We start from the raw sequence: 21,068 nt of genomic DNA, 5'->3' as shown, positions 1-21,068 counted from the left end.
CGAAAATGGATGCCGAAGACAGGATTTCTATGATTATCGTACTCATTGATGAGCACATAAAAGAGGAGTTTACTATCTTGCAGCTGTCTGCCTGGGCGGGTTATTCCCCTGGGTATTTTACCAGATGTTTCAAAAGTAAATTCGGAATTTCACCTATGGAATATGTTAGGCAGAGAAAGCTTTTAATGGCTGCAAAAGAAATTGCAAAAGGAAGACGGATTCTAGATGCAGCTTTGGACTATGGCTGGGAAACCCACAGCGGATTCACCAAATCCTTTACTTCTGTATTCGGATACTCCCCTGTTTTATTACGGGCTGTCTATGTTCGTGATGCCTCAGTAAAAGGAGACAGACATTTGATGGAAGCATATATAAAAACAACTCAGATATATAAAAAACCAGAGGAATTGTGGCAGATTCTGTGCCTTACATTAAAAGATAATAAAACAGAGTATGACAATAGGAAATTAAGAAAGATTTACGAGCTGGCAAAATCATTACATGAAGGAGAGAAAAGAAAATCCGGAGAGGAATATATCACCCACCCGTTAAATGTGGCTATTATCCTGGCTGATATGGGAGCAGATGAAAATACTGTCTGTGCCGGACTTCTTCATGATGTGTGGCGGGGAGAATATAAGGAAAAAATCTCTCTTGAGGCTGGATCTGATGTTAGTAGAATTCTTTTATCGTACGAAGAATTTAAGCTGACTCATAAAAGTGCTGATGACAGAGGAGCTCTGGTAGCGCTATCTGACCGCCTTCACAACATGAGAACAATTGAGTTTGTGGACCCGGAAACATGGAAAAGACGGGCAGAAGAAACAATGCGGATTTTTTCTCCCATTGCGTCTAAATGTACTGATTTCAGGCTTCGTTCTGAGCTTGATGAACGATCAATTAAGTTTCTATAATTGTAGATTTCTGTTGAATCCAGTTGAAAAACAACGAAAATGTCCTTGTACTTTTTTGAAAAGGCCGATATAATGGTAAAAAATAATGCCGGAAAGAGAGGAACATATTGATGATAAAGGATCTTACAGTATCTGGGTACTTAGAAGAACTGTCCTCCAAAAAGCCAACACCAGGAGGCGGAGGTGCGGCAGCTCTTGGGGGTGCCCAGGGCGTGGCATTAGGTGAGATGGTAATTAATCTGACTCTGGGAAAAAAGAAGTATGCAGATGTGGAAGAAGAGATGCAGCTTCTTCTTATAAAGCTGGAGGATATAAAGAAGGAATTCTTAAGGCTGGCTGATGAGGATGCAAAGGTATTTGCCCCGTTGGCGGCAGCTTATGGGCTCCCATCCGGAACGGAAGAGGAGAAAAAGCATAAGGCGGAGGTTCTGGAGACCCATCTTCTGGCAGCCAGTCTGGTTCCCAAGGCTGTGATGGAACAGTCACTTGAGGCGATTGCAGTCATGGATATTCTGGCTCGTAAAGGAAGCCGTCTGGCAGTCAGCGATGTGGGAGTGGGGGTAACATTTCTTCGTTCCGCACTTTTAGGAGCAAAGATGAACGTATCCATCAATACAAAATTTATGAAGCAGCGGGAAATCGCAGATAAGCTGGATCAGGAAGCAGACATGCTGGCTGAGACTGGAATGAGACGGGCCGATGAAATCTATGCAAACGTGGAGGCAGCGTTAAAGTAAAAGAAAAGGAGCAAAAGGCATCGTGATAACATTAAAGGGAGCAGCTGTGTCTGCAAAAATCAGAGAAGAAGTAACGGAGCTTTTACATGGGCTTTCAGGGGCAGCACCAAAACTGGCGATTGTAAGGGTTGGAGAACGGCCCGACGATATGTCATATGAGCGTGGTGCATTAAAGAAAATGGAGAACTTCGGTTTGCAGGCAGAAAGCTTTTCCTTTCCGGCAGATATTTCAGATGAAGACTTTCAGAAAGAATTCAGAAGAATCAATGATAATCCGGAGATAGACGGAATTTTACTCCTTCGTCCGCTGCCAAAACAGATCAATGAACGTGAAATCGAGCATATGATTGATCCGGATAAGGATTTAGACGGAATTTCTCCGGAGAATATCGCCCGCGTATTTGCCGGAGAGGATGAGGGCTTCGCTCCCTGTACGGCAGAAGCAGTAATAGAGGTGCTAAAAGCCAATGATATTGACATGTGCGGAAAACGGGCAGCTATTGTGGGAAGAAGTATGGTTGTGGGCCGTCCTCTTTCCATGCTCTTGCTAAAGGAGAATGCGACGGTTACCATCTGTCATACACGTACAAAGGAACTGGAAAAAACCTGCCGGGATGCGCAGATTTTAATAGCCGCTGCCGGAAAGGCCAAGATGATAGATGCCTCTTTCGTGGGAGCAGATGCTGTTGTAATTGATGTAGGGATTAATGTGGATAACGATGGAAAACTTTGCGGAGATGTGGATTTTGATTCACTGGACGGTATTGCCTCCATGGCAACCCCTGTACCGGGCGGTGTAGGAACCGTAACCACAGCGGTTCTGGCAAAGCATCTGGTGATGGCAGCCCAAAAGCATAGAAGCAGATGATAAAAAACAAATAAATAATGAAAAAGCGTCAGGAACCAGGAGGTATCACAGGATATCAGACCGGTTTCTGGCGCTTTCCTTTTATTGTTTCAATCTTTATTTCTTAGGAAGATCGGAATGATGAATTTCTTCCGAAAATTCCGTTAACAGCCGGCGGCGCTGTGCAGTATCTTCCGGTATGCGTTTTGGGTTCTGATTCTTCCTCTTAGTTGTGGCACGTACCAGGGGATAACAGGCGGAGAAAAACGCAACTAAAGCCATTCCTGTGAAAAATCCCAGAGTCTGTCCTTCTATAAACGGCATACTGAACATGGCGATGAGAAGACCTGCCAGCGTGAATAAGGAACTGTATGGGAATCCGCACAGCCGGCAGTTCCCTTCCGGTTTTCCATTTTTTTTACGGAAACGGATATGAGTAGCCATCAGCATGATATACGTAAAAAGAAGTGCAAATCCACCGGAGCTGATTAAAAACAAATATACTTGCGGAAAAAACAGTCCGAAGTAAAGAAACAGCAGCATGGAGCAGCCGGAAAACAGGATACCCCGATAGGGTACATCGGTTCTGTCTCTTATAAAACCAGGCCCCAGACCATCTTCTACCAGAGAACGAAGCATTCTGCCGATTCCGAACATGGCAGCTACCATGGTGGATAAAATTGCGCTGATTAATATAACTGTCATGGCAGTGCCAGCCCAGGTCATCTGATAACGGTTTAGGGCTGTCACCATGGGACTGACATCACCGGTTAAGGATGAAGTGGGTACCAGAAGCAGCAGAACGGAAATGCAGAGAATATAAAGTGATACCAGCCATCCTACGGTCAGATGAATTGCCCGTGGGATATTTCTTTCCTTATCACGTGTTTCGCTGGCTGCAAGTCCGATGATCTCAAAGCCTGCATAGGTAAAAAGTACGATCAGCATGCTGCCTGCCAGGCTTTTAATGCCTCCGGGGAGGAAGGGTTCAGACCTTAAGACCTGAAATCCCATTGGCTGATAACCGGGAACAAGTCCGAATACGATGAGAGCGCCAAAAAGAATAAATCCCAGGATAGCCACAATCTTTACTCCTGCAAGAATGCTTTCCAGACTGCTGAGCTGATTGGCACCCAGAAGATTAATAAGAGTCACTCCCAGAATCAGAATCGTTCCCAGAATTGGTATGGATATATTGGGAAACCATGTCCGAAACAGCAAAGATACAGCAGTCGCCTCACTTGACATGGCGATTACCATTCCGGTCCAGTAAACCCAGCCAACGACGAATCCGGCGCCCTTGCTTAAATATTCTGAGGCGAATGACCGGAAGGAACTGGAGGAAGGATTGGAGACGGTCATTTCAGAAAGAGCAAACAGGATGAAATAGACCATAACTCCGCATATCAGATAAGAGAGTATAATCCCGGGACCTGCGGCCTGTATGGCTACGGAAGACCCGAGGAAAAAGGAACCGCCGATCACGGTTCCCAGTGCCATCATTGTTAAGTGGCCTGCAGTCAGACCATTTGCTTTCTGTTTCATTGGGCTCCTCACTTTTTGCTTTTTATTTTATTATTTCTTTTATTGGAAAAGTTATACGAAATAAAAAAATACAAAAAAATGAGGAACGTTTCATTTCCTTATTCACTGTCCTCCATTACAAGATTGATGGATAGTGCTTCATTATAAGCCTGTTTGCATGCATCTAAGTCCTTATCCAGTAAAGCTTTGTAAATTGTTACATGGTTGTCCGGATCTTCGCTGTACTTCTTTTCCAGCCAGAGATTATTTTTCCTGGGTATGATCTCCAGTAAATACTGCCGGATAATGTTTTTTATTAATAAAAATAAATCAGCATAAACCGTATTGTGGCTGATGCGGAAAAGGTGATAATGAAATAAAAGATCTTCTTCTACTAATATCTGTAAGCAGTCTTCAGTAGCTGTTTGCTGAAAGCGTTCCCGGGCTGCCAGATACCGGTCCAGCTGCTTTTTTAAATTCTCCAGATCATGACTGGTGGCATGAATCATCGCCAGTCTGCAGCACTCCACCTCAATCAGCATACGCAGAGAATAGATTTCATCAATTGGTTTTTTTGAAGAAAAGAAGTCTGAAATGTCATAAAAAAGGTCTCCAAGAGAGAATTTTTTAATGTAAGTCCCTTCCCCCACCTTCGTCTCCACAATCCCTAACGTATTCAGTTTCTGAAGTGCCATTCGAACTGTCAGGCGGTTTACACCATAAAGCTCTGCCAGGCTGCTCTCAGATGGCAGCTTTTCGCCGATTTGCCATTCATCTGCAAGAATGGATTGTTTCAGACTTTCACATACTTGTTCCACAGCTGATATATGTGTAATTTTTCTTGGTTTTTTATCATTCATCTTTTTTCACTCGCTTTTTTTAGTTATCACTATTTTGGCACAAAACGTCTGATATTGCAATTCCTTTTCAATGGGGCTCCCATGATTTTGGATAAATAGAAATATGAGTTATATAAAATGCACAATAAAATGGATCTAAAATTAGATAAAACATAAAATTATAACAATGTATTGACAGCGGACTTAAGGTGATGTACGATTAACCTAGCGAACAAGTGAACAAACAAACAAGGAGGTATTACATGAAAATTACAAAGGTTGATGTGTTTCAGATTAACTATCCGGAGAATCCGAACTGGAAGCCGGTATTGTGCAGGATCTATACGGACGAAGGAATTTACGGTGATGGAGAAGCCGCAATGGCTTACGGAATCGGCTCTACAGGTGCATTTGGAATGGTACAGGATTTATCCAGACTTATTATCGGAATGGATCCACTGGATAATGAGGTGATTTGGACTAAGCTTTATAAGCAGACGTTCTGGGGACAAAATGGCGGGTGCGTTTTTACGGCAGGAATGAGTGCTATTGATCTGGCATTATGGGATATACGAGGGAAATTCTTCGGAGTGCCGGTCTATAAGCTGCTGGGAGGAAAACGCCAGGATCATTTAAGAACCTATGCCAGCCAGCTGCAGTTCGGATGGCAGCCCTCCATGGAAGCAGCTTATACAACAGAGGACTATGTAAGATATGCAAAGAAAGCCGTTTCTGAAGGGTATGACTGCATAAAGATTGATTTTTTTACTTACAAGGAGGATGGCACAAGCTACAGCGATACAGAACGAACCACACTTTTGCCGCCTGAGAGGCTTCAGACAATTGCAGGACGGGTAGAGGCAGTCCGTAACGCAATCGGACCAAAGGTAGATTTAATCATAGAAAATCATTCCTTCCTGGATGCGCAGTCTTCTGTACAATTTGGGAGAGCAATTGAAAAATACAATATTTTCTATTATGAAGAGCCTAATACTCCGGATCCTGTAACAGCACAGTACATATCAAAAAGCCTGAATTTCCCAATTGCCAGCGGGGAAAGAATCTATACCAGATGGCAGTATGCGAAATATTTTGAGAATGCCTCCCTGCAGGTAATACAGCCGGATCTTGGAACCTGTGGTGGGATCACGGAAGCAAAGAAAATCGCAGACATGGCTTATACCTACGATGTGGCAGTGCAGATTCACGCATGCGGCAGTCCTATCTGTACGGCTGCAGCACTTCAGATTGAATGTGTGATTCCTAATTTTGTGATCCATGAGCACCATATTGTGAATTTGTGTGATTTTAATAAAAAATTATGCAAATATGATTATCAGCCTGTAAATGGTAAATTTAAAGTTCCGGATCTTCCGGGTCTAGGGAATGAGCTGTCTGATTTTGTTATCAATGGGGAAAAGGTATCAATTGAAGGGGATAAGTTGTTCTGGTCCATGTAGTAATCGCATGCGGAGGAGGTATTTATTATGGGCAAAAATGGGGTTCATCAGGAAGATGGTGTTCTTGGTTTTACGGAATTGTGGGCGATTGGAATTGGTCAGGTAATCGGAGCAGGGGTGATCACCCTTATCGGACCCGCCATAGGTCTTACCGGTTATTCGGCCTGGCTGGCTTACTTTGTGGCGGTCTGTCTCGGTGCTGTCACCAATCTGCCGATTATCATTTTTTCATCTGTTACAAAGTACTCCGGAGGAGATTATTCCATCATCACGATGCTTGGGGGGCAGAAAGCTGGTGGAATGTACATCGTAGGATTTTCCCTGCAGACTCTGGGGATGTCACTGTTTGCCACAGCCCTTGGCTGGTATGTAAATTCCATGTTTCCTGATGCAAATGGAATGATTGTAGGGATCTTTTTCCTCTTTTTCTTTTACTTTATTAATATGCTGGGTGTTGCAAACATGGCCAGGGCACAAAAAGTGATGAGTGCGGTTCTGATCGCCTCTCTTCTTCTGTTCATTATCGCAGGTGCAGGTAAGGCTGATTTTACACCGGCCTTTGATTTTGGAAACAGCGAATTTTTTAAAGGAGGGAGTAAAGGGTTCTGGGCGGCAGTTATGCTGTTGGTCTACTCCTGCCAGGGGTATAAATTTAATGTGAATTACGGTGCCCAGACGAGGAATGCAACAAGGAATATGCCGTTATCCATGCTGGCTGTAGTACCTGTTCTGCTGGTGGTATACTGCGGAGCCGCCCTCATAGATTCTACGGTACTTCCTCTTGAGACGGTTGCCGGCCAGCCGCTTACTCTGGCTGCAGGAGAGATTCTTCCAAAGGCACTGTTCTACGTGTTTATGTTTGGAGGTCCTATCATGGCACTTCTGACAACCATGAATTCCAGTTATGGTGCAATGTGCGGTCCATTTTTAAAAGCTTCCAGAGACGGATGGTTTCCGGAAAAACTGGGAGCAGTGAACCGGAAAGGGGGAGCTTATGTGGTTCTCACCATACAGCTGATTGTAGGGCTGATCCCGGTGCTGCTTGGATTTTCAGTAAAGACCATTGTAAACAATATGATGCTGATTATGTCTGTTTATAATTTCCTGTTGTTTTATTCCCTGACAAAGGTTCCGCAAAAGATGCCGGTTAAATGGGCAAAGGCCAGAATGCATATGAGTAATCCGCTGTATTATTCTGTCCTCGCAGTCGCATTTATTGTTCAGGCAGTAATCGCCTGGAATTCCATGCGGTCTTTAACACCGGCACTTGCTGGATTTAATATCACCGCGTTAATTATCTGCTTTACATATGCCATTTTGCGCCACAGATCAGGAAAGACGCATGTGGATACAGAAGGAATGGTAGAGTTAGGATAGAAAGGAAGTAAATAATTATGAAAATAACAAAAATTGATGTATTTCGCCTTCAAACTGCTGACAATCGTATGAACAGTCCAATCGGCTGCCGCATTTACACAGATCAGGGTATCTTTGGGGACGGTGAGGCAGGTATGGCTTACGGGACAGGGGGAAGTGCTGCATATGGCATGGTTTGTGACCTGGCGGAGCTTGTGATAGGAATGAACCCCCTGGATACGGAAGCAATCTGGGAGAAGATGTACAAAAGTACGTTCTGGGGGCAGAACGGCGGTCCGGTGGTATTTTCAGGAATTGCAGCCATTGATGTGGCCCTCTGGGATATTAAAGGGAAATATTTTAATGTGCCCTGTTATGTTCTGCTGGGCGGTAAGCTGAGAGATAAACTGCGCTGTTATGCCAGTCAGCTGCAGTTTGGCTGGGGGAAAGAAGGAGAGAAGCAGCTTTGGGCTGTGACTCCAGACGATTATGCAAAAAACGCCCTTCTGGCAGTGGCAGAAGGCTATGATGCCATTAAGATAGACTTTTTTGACCGGAACCAAAAGGGGGAAAAGCTGACTTCCTTAGATACTACAGGACTTCTCGACCCGAAGAAACTGAGAATGGTTGAGGCCCGGATGAAAGCGGTCAGAGAGGCTGTTGGTCCTGATGTAGATATTATAATGGAAAATCATTCTTATCCGGATGCTTTAAGTGCGGTGCAGCTGGGAAGACTGGCGGAGCAATACGGGATATGGGCATTTGAAGAACCTAATACTCCTGGTATCAAAACATCAGAATATATTACTAAGAATATTTCCGTCCCCATTGCGAATGGAGAGAGGATATTCAGCCGCTGGCAGTATGCTCCTTATTTTGAAAAGAATTTAATACAGCTGGCCCAGCCGGATATTGGAAACTGCGGAGGAATCACAGAGGTGAAGAAGATCTGTGATCTGGCATATATTTATGACGTTGCCATTCAGATTCATGTGGCAGGCAGTCCTCTGGCAACCAATGCGGCTCTTCACTTAGAAGCAGCTATCCCCAATTTCACCATACATGAGCATCATGTCTGCAATCGCATGGAAACCTCAAAGAATCTGACAAAATACAATCTCCAGCCGGAAAATGGATTCTTTACACTGCCCACGCTTCCGGGTATTGGAAATGAATTTTTGGAGTCAGCCATCAGCAGTGCGCGTATGTTCCAGTCAATTGAATAGAAGGAACTGGTTAAAAACAGGCTGTGAAGCAGATGGCTCACAGCCTGTTTTGCTATAATTATTTTTTCCTTGCCCGGATTAAATACTGATAGGTAGTAAATGCATCCATACTGCTGGTACTGATGGAGCAGAGCTGTTCAATCAGCTTTTGCTGGGCAGGTGTGATATAGATCCTGTTAACTCCAATATCTTCAAGCTGATAACCAGCCTGGGAGAACATGCGTGTGATCTCATTTTTTGTGAAGAACCTCAGATGGGTCTTATCAAGTATTCCACTTTCCTCATAGGTAAAGTATCCGTTTAACAGATTACTGACTACCGAAATATGCATGATATTGGGGATGCTTGCCAGTATGGCTCCGCCTGGTTTCAGATACCGTTTCATATTTTCCAGTACAGCGCCAGGCTGATGAAGGTGTTCCAGTACATCTCCAAAAATAATATAGTCGAAGTATCCTTCCTCATAATCCAGATTTTCTTCCACATTGCCCTGGGTTACAGGGAATAGCATAGATGAGATATTCCAGGCGCCTTCATCCAGTTCGATTCCGTGGGGCTCAGAAGAGGGGTATTTCTTCTTAATGGCAAGCAGGGAGGCACCGCAGGCACACCCTACATCCAGGACTCTTATGGGAGCTTCTGAAGGATCCTTAATCAGTGCCAGAATATCCGGACGTGGGAACAGGGAATAATTCAGCCGTACGTTCCATTTCTGATAAAAATGATTGTAATCGCTCCAGCGGGCCTGATTGCTTTGCTCCACACCAAAGGTGTAAACATAGCCGTGGTGGCATAAATAAGTGATTTTTTTCAGTTTAAGAAGCTGAAAAGAAAAATCCTTTTCTGTAACTTCCTGGGTCAGATACTGTTCATCAAAGCCGCCCCTTTCGTCATAGAGATCTCTGCGTAAAAGCACGGTGTTGCAGGAAGGCATTAAAACCGGATCCATCTGTTCATCTCCGGGCAGATTGTGTTCATCAGCATAAATGCTGGCCCGGTCAATAGGGGAATTAAAATCTGTCAGACCAAAGGCGGGTCCGTTAGTGACAGCATTAACGGCTCCGATGGAATCTTCCTTATAAAGGGACATGCGCAGATGGAACAGAGCATGGGGAAGCAGTGCAGAGCCTTTTCCCAGAAATAATAAATCTTCTTGTTTATCAGTAAGCTCACTGGCTTTATTAAATGCTGCGCCAGGTGTCAGACCTTTTACAGAAATGATCCTGATTTCATTTTGCTCCTTCAGCCATTGGGAGACATCGGCAGAACTCTCATCATCCATAACAATGATCGTTTTTACACCTTCTCTGTTTAAGACGCATGTCTGTATAATTGCTTTCATCATATTTAGACCGGGGACAGAAGGAATTAAGAAAGCGGCAGCCGGTATCTGGGCTGAATGGCCCTTTTCCAGGTCCTTCATACTTGCAGTCAGTCTTTTAACGTCTTTTGGACTGCTGCATAAGAACAGGCTGTGAGCGTAGCAAAGATAAGCCCGCTTGAGATTGCCGTTCAGATGATAATAATCCCCCATTTCTTCATATGTTTTATAGTTTCTGCTGTTTTTTGCAGCTTCAAGGTGCAGATCCTGAATGTCCATGAAAACTCCTTTCAAATATTCATATTTCTATAATGTTATTACTCTCTTATCAGTATATTCTCCAGGTACATGCCGATGTGCGAAACACGGCCGGGACAGGCATTTGATAGAAAAAACATTGCTAATAATATAAAATTCGGATAATTTGTTAAGAAAAGCTTAAGTATTGTTGAATTGAATGAAAGAGTCTAATTTGTTATAATAACTATGACTGTATTAAAAAGAAGGTCAAAATACTACACCAATAGAAGGGGAAAAAAATATGATGAGTATGAGTTTGTATTCCACAATTATTGCCGTTGTTCTGATCGCAGGTTTTCTGGCAATCCTGATGTCAGGCTATGTAAAGGCTCCGCCAGATATGGCATTTATTATTTCCGGTTTAAGAAGAAAGACAGTGATCGGAAAAGCCAGTATCAAGATTCCGTTTCTTGAACGAATTGACAAATTAAGTTTAAAACTGATTCCGATTGATGTTAAGACATCCACTGCAGTTCCTACTGCGGATTACATTAACATTCAGGTTGACGCAGCAGTAAATGTAAAAATCAGCAGTGATCCAACCCGCCTTTCTCTGGCAGCAGAGAACTTCTTAAATCAGGATACGGAATACATAGCCCGGGTGGCACGAGAAGTATTAGAAGGTAATATGCGTGAAATTGTAGGCCGCATGAGACTGGAAGAGATGGTCAGCGACCGTATGAAATTCGCGGAACTGGTAAAGGAAAATGCCATGCCGGACATTGCAGCCATGGGACTGGATATTGTCAGCTTTAATGTACAGAATTTTTCCGATGCCAATGGTGTCATCGACGACCTTGGTATTGACAACATATCACAGATCAAGAAGAAAGCAGCCATTGCAAAAGCAGAAGCGGATAAAGAAATTGCCATTGCAAAGGCATCTGCTGACAAACAGGCCAATGACGCAAGGATCAACTCTGAGCGGGAAATAGCGATCAAGAACAATGAACTTGATATTCAGAAATCTGACTTAAAGAAATACGCTGATGTGAAAAAGGCAGAAGCAGATGCTGCATACCAGATCCAGCAGGAAGAGCAGCGTAAGACAATTGAAATCACATCGGCTGATGCAGATATTGCAAAGCAGGAGAAGGAAGTACTGATTAAGCAGCGGGAAGCCGAGGTTATGGAAAAGTCTCTTGATGCGGAAATCAGAAAGAAAGCGGAAGCTGATAAATTTGCCAGACAGCAGAAGGCAGAGGCCGAGCTTTATGAGCGCCAGAAGAACGCAGAAGCAAAAAGGTTCGAAAAGGTTCAGGAGGCAGAAGCCCAGAAAGCAAGTGCAGAAGCCGAGCGTTATACAAAAGAGCAGGAAGCCCAGGGAATCCGTATGGTGGGTGAAGCGGAAGCCGAAGCCATTAAGGCAAAGGGTCTTGCGGAAGCCGAAGCCATGGAAAAGAAAGCCCAGGCATACCAGAAATACAACAATGCGGCTGTTGCCGAGATGATCATCAAGGTATTACCGGATGTAGCAGGTAAGATCGCAGAGCCCCTTTCCCAGATTGATAAGATCACGATCATCGGAGGCGGGGAAGGCGGCAGCCTTGATTCCGTATCCGGCAATGTTCCGGCCGTTATGGCAAAGCTGTTTGAATCCATGAAGGAAACTACCGGGATTGACTTAGGAGATATCGTAAAGGCAGGAACCTATGATGCGAAGGTAAACAGGAATATTAACATCAGCGGTGTGCCGGAGATAACCATTAAGCAGGAAGATAAGGCGGTGGTTGAGAAAACAGAGGCAAAAGCAGATATAGATGAGGGTATAGATACAGATACAGAACCAACAGAATAATGAAGATGGCGGTATCGGAGAGAAAATCTCTGGTACCGCTTTTTATGTGGAATTTTTACTTCCATAAATAATGCGATACCATGTGATGAAAATGTCTACAGTTGTAATGCAGAACAACCTATAGATTGACCAAAGTTGATACCAAAGTTGATATGATCGACAAAATCTTACCAAAAATTACATGTAGGGTGTTATTTATTACATGAATGAGTTTTTTGTAACAATTTATTATATAATTAAAATAATTTAATCTTGTATGTTCTATAAAGTGAGATTTTAGAAAAAAGGAGATAAAATGTTATGGCTGAAATCTATTATGTAAAAGAAGGCGCTTTATTGAAATGTTCCTTTGGAACATCAACAAGCCAGTTAATGGTACCTAAAAGTCATGGGGCAAAGATTGGGGGTAAGAACCAGGCAACGGTGGCTGATCATATATCCAATGAAAATATTATGCCCTTTGGATTGTGTACCAAGACTGACCCTCCGGTTCCATGCAATCCACTAATTGCGCTGAAATGGATCAATGGGAAAAAAGATCATCAGCTTCAGGGAGAAATGGTATTGCTAAATACGTGTATGTTGCCTTGTATGCAAGGTGGAATTATAAAAATAAACCAGTCAGGGCAGTAGAAATAGAAATAGATCAGGGAGGTAAGTTAATATGCCGGTAATAACCTATTCTCAGCTAGCTACAAATTTGGAGTGTATTCAGCAGATAAAAGAAGTAATAATAATTCAGGAAATTAATGAGCATGGAGTAATGCATCTGACTGCAATACTGGATGAAAAAAGCAAGGATAGTTATGTGAAAAAAAATTTAAAGGATGAACAAATTACCTTAAAAACAAAGGAAAAAGATTCTAAAGTTCTTTTTAAGGGTATGATACGGGAAATCCAAACAGAGACCATAAGCGGATTATATTATCTAAAGGTTTCTGCAGTTTCCAATTCATTTAAAATGGATTTAAAAAAGGAGTCCCATTCGTACCAGGATAAAACCATGACTTATAAGAAGCTTCTGCAGAGTATTGAAAAAAAGTACCCGGGTGGAGATATCATAGACTATGTTTCAGAGGGAAATAATCTGGATAGACTGATTCTTCAATATCAGGAGACAGATTGGGAATTACTAAAAAGATTGGCTTCCCATTATCATACAGGGCTAATACCTTCAATTCTCCATGATTCTCCCAAAATCATGTTTGGAATTTCAGCCGGTATCGACAGGGGAACCATAGAAACTCCCAGATACCATATAACAAAGGATGTTGAATTCTTTATGAAGTATTCTGAAAATTCAGATACAGAAATTCAAGAGCAGGATGCAGTGGAATTTCACATAGAATCAGAAAATAATTATGAAATTGGAGATCACATTGTCTATCAGGGTATCTCTTTATACATAAAGTCAAAAAGAGCAGAGGTGGTTCATGGTATCCTCAACTTTTATTATAAACTGTCCACCAAAAAAGGATTTAGCACAGAGGAGCTGCATAACCGGCAGTTGGCAGGGATTTCCCTGAAAGGCACTGTTATTGATATAATACGGGATAAAATAAAAGTTCATCTTGAAATAGACCATGATCAAAAGAAATCAACAGCCTGGGAATTTCCTTATGGATCCCCATATACTGCCAGAGACAGTGTTGGCTGGTACTGTATGCCGGAAAAGGGAGACACTGTGCTGATTCAATTTCCTACATGGGATGAATCAGATGCAGTAGGAAGCGGGTCTGTTCGTGTAAAAGAGGAAGATTCTGATGATATGGAAGACCCTGATGTTAAAATATTCCGGACCAGAGATGGAAAAGAAATCCGTTTTAGTCCGGATGAAATCCTTATCACCTGTGTAGAGGATGAAGTTTATCTGCGTCTTAATCAGGAATCAGGTATAGAGATAATCAGTTCCGGTCCTATCCGGTTTCAGTCAGACAAAGGAATTAAGCTGGAAGCGGATGAGACAATAAAGCTTGTTGCAAAGGAGCAGGTCCTTTTAAAATGCAAAACAAGTCAGATTCTTATTGACGATAAAATTGATCTATGCGGAGAGGAAGTAAAAATCAATTGATATAAGGAGAAATTATGGAATATTTTTTGATGATGCCTGATGAGAGAATTGGAAATAGATTAAAAATTCAGCCAGATACTGTGGATTTTGAGACAACTGAAGCATGTTCTGTCTATGCTGATTTTAAAGAAGATACTGTGTTTGTAGATTATTTACCAATCAGGCAGTTGTTTCGCCATGCTTTTTATGTATCGGATGATTTTAAGGAGCTTTTAGATCTTTATTCAGATAAACTGAATGCTTTTCCAGTTTTTATAACTGATAAGAACCAGAAAGGGCAAAAGGTATACTGGCGGGTTGCCATTGAACTGGCGGATTGTGTAGTTAAAGAACAGAATATGAACTATGCCAGTCTAACTTTAAACAAAAATGGAATTAGTGGTAAGCATATTTTCCGGATAGCCTTTGAAAAGCAGGAGTATCTGATCGTATCTTTGAATCTGGCAGAAACAATTCTAAGAAAAGAGCCTGCAGGAATCCGATTTTTTTCTGTAAAGCTTCAGGAGGAAAACAATGAATAACAGACAATATTCGTTTGAGGATATCATAGTTGATATTCCAATAGAAATCAGCTGTATTAAATCACTGAAGATAGAACTATGTCCGGGTGAACACGGAAAGGCTTATTTATTAGGTATTTTAAAAGAGGAAAGTTATCAGGGAATTCACAGACTGACCAGTAAAACCGTTGTAAGAATTAAGGTTAAAAAAGATACAGGCGAAGAGACTCTTTTTTCCGGGATTCCTGTAGGAATAACTATAAGGCAGGATCGAAGCGTTTATGAAGCAGAAATAATAATGAAAAGTGTTTCGTTTTTAATGGATGTTAAAAAGAAGAACAAAAGCTTTCAAAATAAAGACAAGCCTTTTTCCCGGTTGTTTGAAACTCTTTTGAATGAATATGGAGGAGATGTGCTGGATCTTGCTTCCCATGGCAAGTCACAAGTGTCCGTATTGGTTCAGTATGGGGAAACCGATTGGGAATTTTTAAAAAGAGCGGCTTCCCGGACAGGTGCCCAGGTATATCCTGACGTCCGTTTTGATATTCCTAAGATATTTGTTGGGGTACCGTCAGGTGAGACAGCTGCAGAGACAGGTAAAAACCATGTTATTACTAAGAATGAAGGAAAATACCTGATATTAGACAGTAATTTCAGTGGCTGGACGGAGCAGGATGTAATATCCTGGGAATTTGAGAGCACCACACATTATGGAATTGGAGACAGGATTTCCTATGAAGGATTTTCTTTCATCATAGAAGAAAAAACAATAGAAATGAAGGACGGATTCTTAAAGTGCCGCTATGTTTTGAAAAATAAAAATGGGATGAAAGAGCATGTCATTAATCATACCGGGTTAAAGGGGACTGCTATAGAAGGAACGGTGTTGGCTGTTAAAAGAGACAAAATAAAGATTCATTTATCCATAGATAAAAGCCAGTCTTTATCAGAGGCTGCATGGTTTCCATTTCTTACACCTTATGCAGCGGAAGGCTCTACGGGATGGCACAGTATGCCGGAAGAAGGCGAAAAGGTTCTTCTGTGTTTTCCAACAGAAAAGGAAGAGGACGCTTATGCCGGAATGGTCCTTCGTACCGATGGTGATAAAAATTCAAAAACCAGAAAATCAAATGTAAAATATTTTAGTACAGAGCAAGGAAATGAACTGGCCTTCAAGCCTGAGAGTATATCTATCAGTACCAGAGGAAATGCGCTTCGAATGAAGCTTGATGAAAGTTCAGGAATCAGAATAAAGAGCTGTCTTGATATTCATTTAAATGCTGAAAAAATATCAGGTAGCTTTGGGGATATTGAGTTGCAGTCAAATGAGAAGATTGTGCTTGCAACTCCTACTTCCAGCATTATTGTTGATGATATTGTACATATAAAAGGCTGAGGGAGAGATAACTATGAATAATAGAACAGATTCAGAAGAAATTATGAGAAAGCTGAAGGAGGCAAAGAAGGGGGAAGAACAGGAAATATATACCCTGGAAAACAATATCCAAAACGGATTTATCGTGGTGAAGTACAAAAAGTATGACGTAGAGGAAAAGGAAATCATGGATGGCAGTCTGGCTATGATGATGCCATCTGATTTTAAATTGATGGATGAGGACCTTGCTAAGGTTAAATATCCAGGAGAAGATCGTCCGGATTATATTTATAGCGGAGAGGATACTACAGTCAACTTAACATTTACAATGGAGGAAAGCGGTCAGATAGAAAATGATGAAGTAAAAGAGGCTAAAAACATTCTGGAAAAGCAGATTGCCCGCCTTTATCCGGCATCAAAAATTGAGGATAGTCAGACGGTTAAGGCAGGAGAAAAGGATATCAGCTATTTTGGCTTTGATGTTCCGCTGCTAGATGGAAAGATATATAATCTTATGTTTTTTATGGAGCACCGGAGCTGTCTGCTTATGGGGGCATTTAATTGCAGTATTCATCAGAAAAAACAATGGAAAAAGGTAATATTGCAGATGCTGATGACCATAAAAGAAAAGCTCCAGCCAGAGGAATCAGGTCAGGAAAAAGGGCTGAATGCAGAAAGCAGGTGATCTTATGCCATCAGATAATATGTCACCTGCCTTAAATCGTTTTCACGAAAAAGATATATTTCCCTCACTGGAGCTGGCGTTAAATGATTTGGAACACAATTTTCAGAATAATTTAAGTGAAATGAAAAAACAGTACTTAGAAAGTTTTAAAAGTATATGTGTAAATATTGCAAAAATTCAGGAGAACGATCAAATCAGGATCGGATTTCTTATCTTTCATCTTCTTAGAACCAATATCATAAACCATGACTATACATATGCAGTCATGGTTTATGACAAGAATTGGTATGTAAATGAGGGAGTTCGAGTAGGAGAAGCAGACTTTTCATTTATTTATAAGCATTATGAAGAACTATGGAAAAAACTGGAGCGTGAATCAAAAAAGTATATCGGACAGATTAATGTTGCTGATATAGAAGGAATCATGCTGAAACTGTTAAATCCATTTCATAAATATGTTACGGAACTGATGCGCTGCAGCCTGATGGAGGTTCTGGAGATAAGTGAGTATGAGGCTTTTATCAAAGAGAAACATTTTGAGATCCAGACTGGGGAGTACTTTGAGTTGTGTGACCTGGTACATATGGAAGATCGGGAAAAGGACTTGGAAGAGAGAAAACGATGCCTAGAGGAGAGCAAGGATCAGTCCTGCTGTTTTCAGGATTTTAGGAATCTGGATTTAAAGGAGCAGTCTTATTGCGGAAGAGACTTACGTTATGCAGATTTTCGAAAGAGCAGCATGGAGGGAATACGGTTAAGGAATTGTCTGCTGATAGGAGCTCGGTTTAAAGAGAGCGATTTAAGAGGGGCCAGTTTAATGGTGTCAATGATCCATGATGCATGTTTTGAAAAAGCGGACTTAACCAGGGGAAATCTACAGTACTGTGTGGCATTTACTGGAAAAAATCATGCAAACGAGTGGAAGAATACAGGATTTACTGGGGTGAGTTTTAAGAATGCCATATTGAAGGAAGCAGACTTCAGCAAAGCTACGATAATGGGCGGAGATTTTGAGGGGGCTGATTTAAGGGGAGCAATCTTTAAAGATGCAGTCCTATATCGGAGTCGTTTTAGTAAAAAACAGCTGGAACAGTGCGAATTCAGTCAGGAACAGCTTGATCAAATAAAGCTCCTGCCGTAAAATGAAAGGAGAGATGCTATGCTTGGATTGGGAAATGCGCTGAAGAAAGTAAAATCACTGGTCCCAAAAGTAGTAAATGCCGGGAAAAAGGCAGTCAAAACAGCTGCGAAGAAGGTGGCCCACAGTGCACTTGGCAGGGCTGTGGCTTCCATTCCCTCAGCAGTACGTGCCGGTGCAGTCAAGGTTGGACAGATTACAAGGAAAGCTGTGGCGGCCATACCGAAGATAATAGAACCTATCAAGAGAAAAGCCGTAGAGAAGGTTGATCAGATAAAAAACTCGGTTACTGGCAAGGTTGCCCAGATAAAAAAAACAGTTAATACGGCGGTTGGACAGGCAAAAATAACAGTTGACCAGATGCAGAATGCTGTTGACCAGAAGGTATCCGAATTTATCACGGTGACAGAGCCGAAAAATAAACGGATTGTGGAAAAGTTGAAAGCAGAATTGGCAAACACCTATTCAGATTTGATGCGGGGAGTAACAACTCAAGGAGCATCGCCTGAGTATATATTATTAACGACCAGTCCCATATTGCTGGAATTTTTTCTAAAGTACAGAAGAGCAGTAATAGAAGAATATCCCATGTTAGAGCTTCCGGTTCCAGTGCTTAGAGGACCACTGAATTTTATTAGAAACCAAATCACAAATAAGGGAGCAGCAGCAGGCTCATTTATTTATAAGCAGAATATTCCTGGATTATCTGATTTTGTAGGAGAATTAACCGATCAGAGAGGTCCCGGGGCAGAAAGTAATGCATTTTCAGTAGTTGGTGCGGGGGTCAGAGGAGTTGTGGTGAAGGGACTGCTGGGAACAGTAGACGGAATTGCCACCCTGATAGAAGACCCGGTTACGGCTTTGGAGGGGATTAATTCCATTGTTGCACATCCAGACGAAAGTATTCCGGCTATCTGTGATGGGGTAAAGACCTTTTGGGATGATAAGGTAGTCAATGGGAGTCCGGAAGACAGAGCGGAGGTGGTTGGACAGGCAGTTTTTGAGGTTGCCACGTGGCTTATTGGCGTTGGAGAGGTAAAGACAGGAACTACTGTGGGAAAAACGGCTAAAATGGTCCAAGGTGCTGAAAAGATAGACGACATATCTCAGGTGGGTAAAATATCAAAAACATTAAAATTGACTAAAAAGGCAGAATTAGTAAAGGATTCTCTAAGAATAGCAAAATCAACAGTTATCGAAAAAACTGCATCAAAGATAAATAAAGCATGGTTAAAGAACTTAGGAAAAGCAACAGCAAAAAGTTTTGATGATGCAATTATGAAAGCAGGGAAAAAAACAGGAAATATTATCGATGACATAAGAATGGGCATGAACAAAGGACCCAAACTAGCCTTTGAAACAGTTGGAGATTTTGATTCATTATCCAATACTGGAGATTTGATAACAGATTATTTATCAAATGTAAAGAAAATGGTTAAGAATAAACTGGATAGTACTGGAAATCATAAAGTTAATATAAAACCTAAGGTAGAAGCGGATGATTTGTCTAAGTCCATTAAGAAGAGCGGAGATGGTCCCGGTGCTATTGCTGAGGGGACGGGTAATATTAAAAAAACTCTTAGTAGCAGAGTGGCAGAAATAAGGGATCAAATGCCAAATAGCAAATTGAGAAATCAAGGTAATATGGCTAGCGCAGATGTGGATATACAAGGAATAAAAAAGGATTTTATTGCACATAGTCAGATAAATAGTTCCACAAGTAAAGGTGCAGAATTGGGAGACTTCTCATACTTAAAGCCAGAATCGGAAAGAATGTTTAGTACATATGTTGAGGCTGGAAAACCAGGAGCAGAATATTCTAGATTTCATGATACTGAGGTTAAAATTTTAGAAGATATTGCTTCACAAATAGATAATCCTAGTATACAGGGGACTATAAATCTATTTACTGAAGCACCTGCATGTCAAAGTTGTACAAATGTAATATTTGAGTTTAGAAGAAAGTTTCCTAATATTAAATTAAATATCTACGCAGGAGAATAGAGAGGAGTTTTGTAAATGATAATGTCTTATATGGAACGAAAAGAAGCAGTACTTGATGATTTTGAAGAATTCTATAATAATATTGGATATCCTTTAAATCAGACTTTATATGCTACAATAGGAGAGGCAGAGTATTCTAAGAGTTACACACAAACTGACGAGTGTTGTATTTATGTTAATTTTGCATTAGTCTTATTAAAACAGAATAAAGAAATTGAATTTATGAAAGCAAGATTGCAAGAATTAATTAACGAAGATAATATGGAATATTACATGAAAGAGTTACAAGAAGAGTTTGTTGATTTTAAAAATGATTTAATTTTACTGAATCATTTACTAAATGAAAAATAATTATGTAATTAGCTTTAAAGTTCCGGAATTGCCGTAGAATAGCAATTCTGGGATTTTGGAGTTGGAAATGCATGAAAGATTTATTTAGGTATAGAGATCTTTTTAGGCAAAATATAATACTTAGTTACAATATTGAATGAGTCAAAAAATTTCGCTCAAATTAAAAAGGTGAACGGTATATTTTGATAAGAATAAATTGGTGATATTTTATGCGGTGTACCTACACAGCCACCTTTAACCCTTTTAAATTTGGTTGATATCAGAGCAGTGACAGCCACCTAAAAGGTGCCTCTTTTCCAATTTACAGCCACCTGTGAAAATACATTATTCCAAATAAAATCCTTATGCAGTCGGCGTTGCCGTCAGCTGCGAATCGGCAGGAGCGCCATAAGGTGCACCTGCCTTTAACCTGCTTCATTTTCGACCCCATGGTTCATCTCTACTTTTGAAGCAAAATAAGGCGAGTATTTACCAGTTCAGGAATTTATAAATGGTTGCGATTTTGCGACTTGAGGGATATGAAAAACTGGTCTGTATGCGACATTTTTCTGAAAAAGCAACCGGAAGACGAACAGGAGGTAATTGCAATCCTAACAGCTATCAGGTGCAACGGGAAAAGACT

General features: G+C 41.3%; 18 protein-coding genes. 15 read left to right on the top strand and 3 right to left on the bottom strand.

Annotated features, from left to right (window positions below; genetic code table 11):
* Window positions 1-5 precede the first annotated feature (5 nt).
* The 3 genes from CRO04_RS00090 (at window position 6) to CRO04_RS00080 (ending at window position 2,519) form a co-directional block, all read left to right on the top strand.
* Window positions 6-914, top strand: a complete 909-nt coding sequence (locus CRO04_RS00090) for a helix-turn-helix domain-containing protein (RefSeq protein WP_097002202.1) — start codon at window positions 6-8, stop codon at window positions 912-914.
* Between the two features lie 110 nt (window positions 915-1,024).
* The gene (locus CRO04_RS00085; protein WP_097002201.1) at window positions 1,025-1,651 is read left to right on the top strand and encodes a cyclodeaminase/cyclohydrolase family protein; all 627 of its coding nucleotides are present in this window, start codon (window positions 1,025-1,027) and stop codon (window positions 1,649-1,651) included.
* A 22-nt stretch (window positions 1,652-1,673) separates the two neighbouring features.
* Entirely contained in the window at window positions 1,674-2,519 is an 846-nt protein-coding gene (locus CRO04_RS00080; protein ID WP_097002200.1) for a bifunctional 5,10-methylenetetrahydrofolate dehydrogenase/5,10-methenyltetrahydrofolate cyclohydrolase, read from the top strand.
* A 96-nt stretch (window positions 2,520-2,615) separates the two neighbouring features.
* On the opposite strand, the gene CRO04_RS00075 is transcribed toward CRO04_RS00080, so the two are convergent.
* Together CRO04_RS00075 and CRO04_RS00070 are read right to left on the bottom strand one after the other, a co-directional pair.
* Window positions 2,616-4,043 carry an amino acid permease gene (locus CRO04_RS00075; protein ID WP_097002199.1) on the bottom strand — a complete coding sequence of 476 codons (1,428 nt, stop codon included), beginning with the start codon at window positions 4,041-4,043 and terminating at the stop codon, window positions 2,616-2,618.
* 98 nt (window positions 4,044-4,141) lie between these two features.
* On the bottom strand, window positions 4,142-4,882 hold the full coding sequence (locus CRO04_RS00070; protein WP_097002198.1) for a FadR/GntR family transcriptional regulator: 741 nt from the start codon (window positions 4,880-4,882) through the stop codon (window positions 4,142-4,144).
* Between the two features lie 242 nt (window positions 4,883-5,124).
* Between CRO04_RS00070 and CRO04_RS00065 the strand changes: the two genes are divergently transcribed.
* The 3 genes from CRO04_RS00065 to CRO04_RS00055 are packed head-to-tail and all read left to right on the top strand — an operon-like array spanning window position 5,125 to window position 8,903.
* Window positions 5,125-6,321, top strand: coding sequence for a mandelate racemase/muconate lactonizing enzyme family protein (locus tag CRO04_RS00065; RefSeq protein ID WP_097002197.1), 1,197 nt, complete (start codon window positions 5,125-5,127; stop codon window positions 6,319-6,321).
* Window positions 6,322-6,348: 27 nt separating this feature from the next.
* On the top strand, window positions 6,349-7,698 hold the full coding sequence (locus tag CRO04_RS00060; protein WP_097002196.1) for an APC family permease: 1,350 nt from the start codon (window positions 6,349-6,351) through the stop codon (window positions 7,696-7,698).
* 17 nt (window positions 7,699-7,715) lie between these two features.
* Entirely contained in the window at window positions 7,716-8,903 is a 1,188-nt protein-coding gene (locus CRO04_RS00055) for a mandelate racemase/muconate lactonizing enzyme family protein (protein WP_097002195.1), read from the top strand.
* Between the two features lie 58 nt (window positions 8,904-8,961).
* On the opposite strand, the gene CRO04_RS00050 is transcribed toward CRO04_RS00055, so the two are convergent.
* On the bottom strand, window positions 8,962-10,503 hold the full coding sequence (locus CRO04_RS00050; protein WP_097002194.1) for a class I SAM-dependent methyltransferase: 1,542 nt from the start codon (window positions 10,501-10,503) through the stop codon (window positions 8,962-8,964).
* Window positions 10,504-10,765: 262 nt separating this feature from the next.
* On the opposite strand from CRO04_RS00050, the gene CRO04_RS00045 reads away from it, so the two are divergent.
* The 9 genes from CRO04_RS00045 (at window position 10,766) to CRO04_RS00005 (ending at window position 20,446) form a co-directional block, all read left to right on the top strand.
* Complete coding sequence (locus tag CRO04_RS00045; RefSeq protein ID WP_097002193.1) at window positions 10,766-12,322, top strand: flotillin family protein; 1,557 nt, start codon at window positions 10,766-10,768, stop codon at window positions 12,320-12,322.
* Window positions 12,323-12,622: 300 nt separating this feature from the next.
* Window positions 12,623-12,955 (top strand): DUF4280 domain-containing protein, encoded by a 333-nt coding sequence (locus tag CRO04_RS00040; protein WP_097002192.1) that lies wholly within the window; start codon window positions 12,623-12,625, stop codon window positions 12,953-12,955.
* A 31-nt stretch (window positions 12,956-12,986) separates the two neighbouring features.
* Window positions 12,987-14,393 carry a hypothetical protein gene (locus CRO04_RS00035; protein ID WP_097002191.1) on the top strand — a complete coding sequence of 469 codons (1,407 nt, stop codon included), beginning with the start codon at window positions 12,987-12,989 and terminating at the stop codon, window positions 14,391-14,393.
* A gap of 14 nt (window positions 14,394-14,407) precedes the next feature.
* Window positions 14,408-14,914 carry a hypothetical protein gene (locus tag CRO04_RS00030; protein WP_097002190.1) on the top strand — a complete coding sequence of 169 codons (507 nt, stop codon included), beginning with the start codon at window positions 14,408-14,410 and terminating at the stop codon, window positions 14,912-14,914.
* Window positions 14,907-16,289, top strand: a complete 1,383-nt coding sequence (locus CRO04_RS00025) for a contractile injection system protein, VgrG/Pvc8 family (protein WP_097002189.1) — start codon at window positions 14,907-14,909, stop codon at window positions 16,287-16,289. Before CRO04_RS00030 ends, CRO04_RS00025 begins: the two co-directional genes overlap by 8 nt.
* A 13-nt stretch (window positions 16,290-16,302) precedes the next feature.
* Window positions 16,303-16,953 (top strand): hypothetical protein, encoded by a 651-nt coding sequence (locus CRO04_RS00020; protein WP_097002188.1) that lies wholly within the window; start codon window positions 16,303-16,305, stop codon window positions 16,951-16,953.
* Window positions 16,937-18,094: a pentapeptide repeat-containing protein gene (locus tag CRO04_RS00015; protein WP_097002187.1), complete on the top strand. Its 1,158-nt coding sequence runs from the start codon at window positions 16,937-16,939 to the stop codon at window positions 18,092-18,094. The genes CRO04_RS00020 and CRO04_RS00015 overlap by 17 nt, the downstream gene beginning before the upstream one ends.
* Window positions 18,095-18,112: 18 nt before the next feature.
* A complete protein-coding gene (locus tag CRO04_RS00010) occupies window positions 18,113-20,095 on the top strand; it encodes a deaminase domain-containing protein (protein ID WP_097002186.1) in 1,983 nt (660 codons plus the stop codon).
* A 15-nt stretch (window positions 20,096-20,110) separates the two neighbouring features.
* Window positions 20,111-20,446, top strand: coding sequence for a hypothetical protein (locus CRO04_RS00005; RefSeq protein WP_097002185.1), 336 nt, complete (start codon window positions 20,111-20,113; stop codon window positions 20,444-20,446).
* The last annotated feature ends 622 nt before the right edge of the window (window positions 20,447-21,068 follow it).

The sequence above is a fragment of the Lacrimispora amygdalina genome (assembly GCF_900205965.1).
GTDB lineage: Bacteria > Bacillota > Clostridia > Lachnospirales > Lachnospiraceae > Lacrimispora > Lacrimispora amygdalina_A.
This window is presented reverse-complemented; position numbering and strand designations above follow the sequence as displayed.

Bases quoted from the DNA above. Each gene is read 5' to 3' on its own strand.
- CRO04_RS00045 (WP_097002193.1), top strand. From the start codon at position 10,766: ATGATGAGTATGAGTTTGTATTCCACAATTATTGCCGTTGTTCTGATC.
- CRO04_RS00015 (WP_097002187.1), top strand. From the start codon at position 16,937: ATGCAGAAAGCAGGTGATCTTATGCCATCAGATAATATGTCACCTGCC.
- CRO04_RS00025 (WP_097002189.1), top strand. From the start codon at position 14,907: ATGAATAACAGACAATATTCGTTTGAGGATATCATAGTTGATATTCCA.
- CRO04_RS00035 (WP_097002191.1), top strand. From the start codon at position 12,987: ATGCCGGTAATAACCTATTCTCAGCTAGCTACAAATTTGGAGTGTATT.
- CRO04_RS00090 (WP_097002202.1), top strand. From the start codon at position 6: ATGGATGCCGAAGACAGGATTTCTATGATTATCGTACTCATTGATGAG.
- CRO04_RS00020 (WP_097002188.1), top strand. From the start codon at position 16,303: ATGAATAATAGAACAGATTCAGAAGAAATTATGAGAAAGCTGAAGGAG.
- CRO04_RS00055 (WP_097002195.1), top strand. From the start codon at position 7,716: ATGAAAATAACAAAAATTGATGTATTTCGCCTTCAAACTGCTGACAAT.
- CRO04_RS00085 (WP_097002201.1), top strand. From the start codon at position 1,025: ATGATAAAGGATCTTACAGTATCTGGGTACTTAGAAGAACTGTCCTCC.
- CRO04_RS00075 (WP_097002199.1), bottom strand. From the start codon at position 4,043: ATGAAACAGAAAGCAAATGGTCTGACTGCAGGCCACTTAACAATGATG.
- CRO04_RS00070 (WP_097002198.1), bottom strand. From the start codon at position 4,882: ATGAATGATAAAAAACCAAGAAAAATTACACATATATCAGCTGTGGAA.
- CRO04_RS00050 (WP_097002194.1), bottom strand. From the start codon at position 10,503: ATGGACATTCAGGATCTGCACCTTGAAGCTGCAAAAAACAGCAGAAAC.
- CRO04_RS00030 (WP_097002190.1), top strand. From the start codon at position 14,408: ATGGAATATTTTTTGATGATGCCTGATGAGAGAATTGGAAATAGATTA.
- CRO04_RS00065 (WP_097002197.1), top strand. From the start codon at position 5,125: ATGAAAATTACAAAGGTTGATGTGTTTCAGATTAACTATCCGGAGAAT.
- CRO04_RS00060 (WP_097002196.1), top strand. From the start codon at position 6,349: ATGGGCAAAAATGGGGTTCATCAGGAAGATGGTGTTCTTGGTTTTACG.
- CRO04_RS00040 (WP_097002192.1), top strand. From the start codon at position 12,623: ATGGCTGAAATCTATTATGTAAAAGAAGGCGCTTTATTGAAATGTTCC.
- CRO04_RS00010 (WP_097002186.1), top strand. From the start codon at position 18,113: ATGCTTGGATTGGGAAATGCGCTGAAGAAAGTAAAATCACTGGTCCCA.
- CRO04_RS00005 (WP_097002185.1), top strand. From the start codon at position 20,111: ATGATAATGTCTTATATGGAACGAAAAGAAGCAGTACTTGATGATTTT.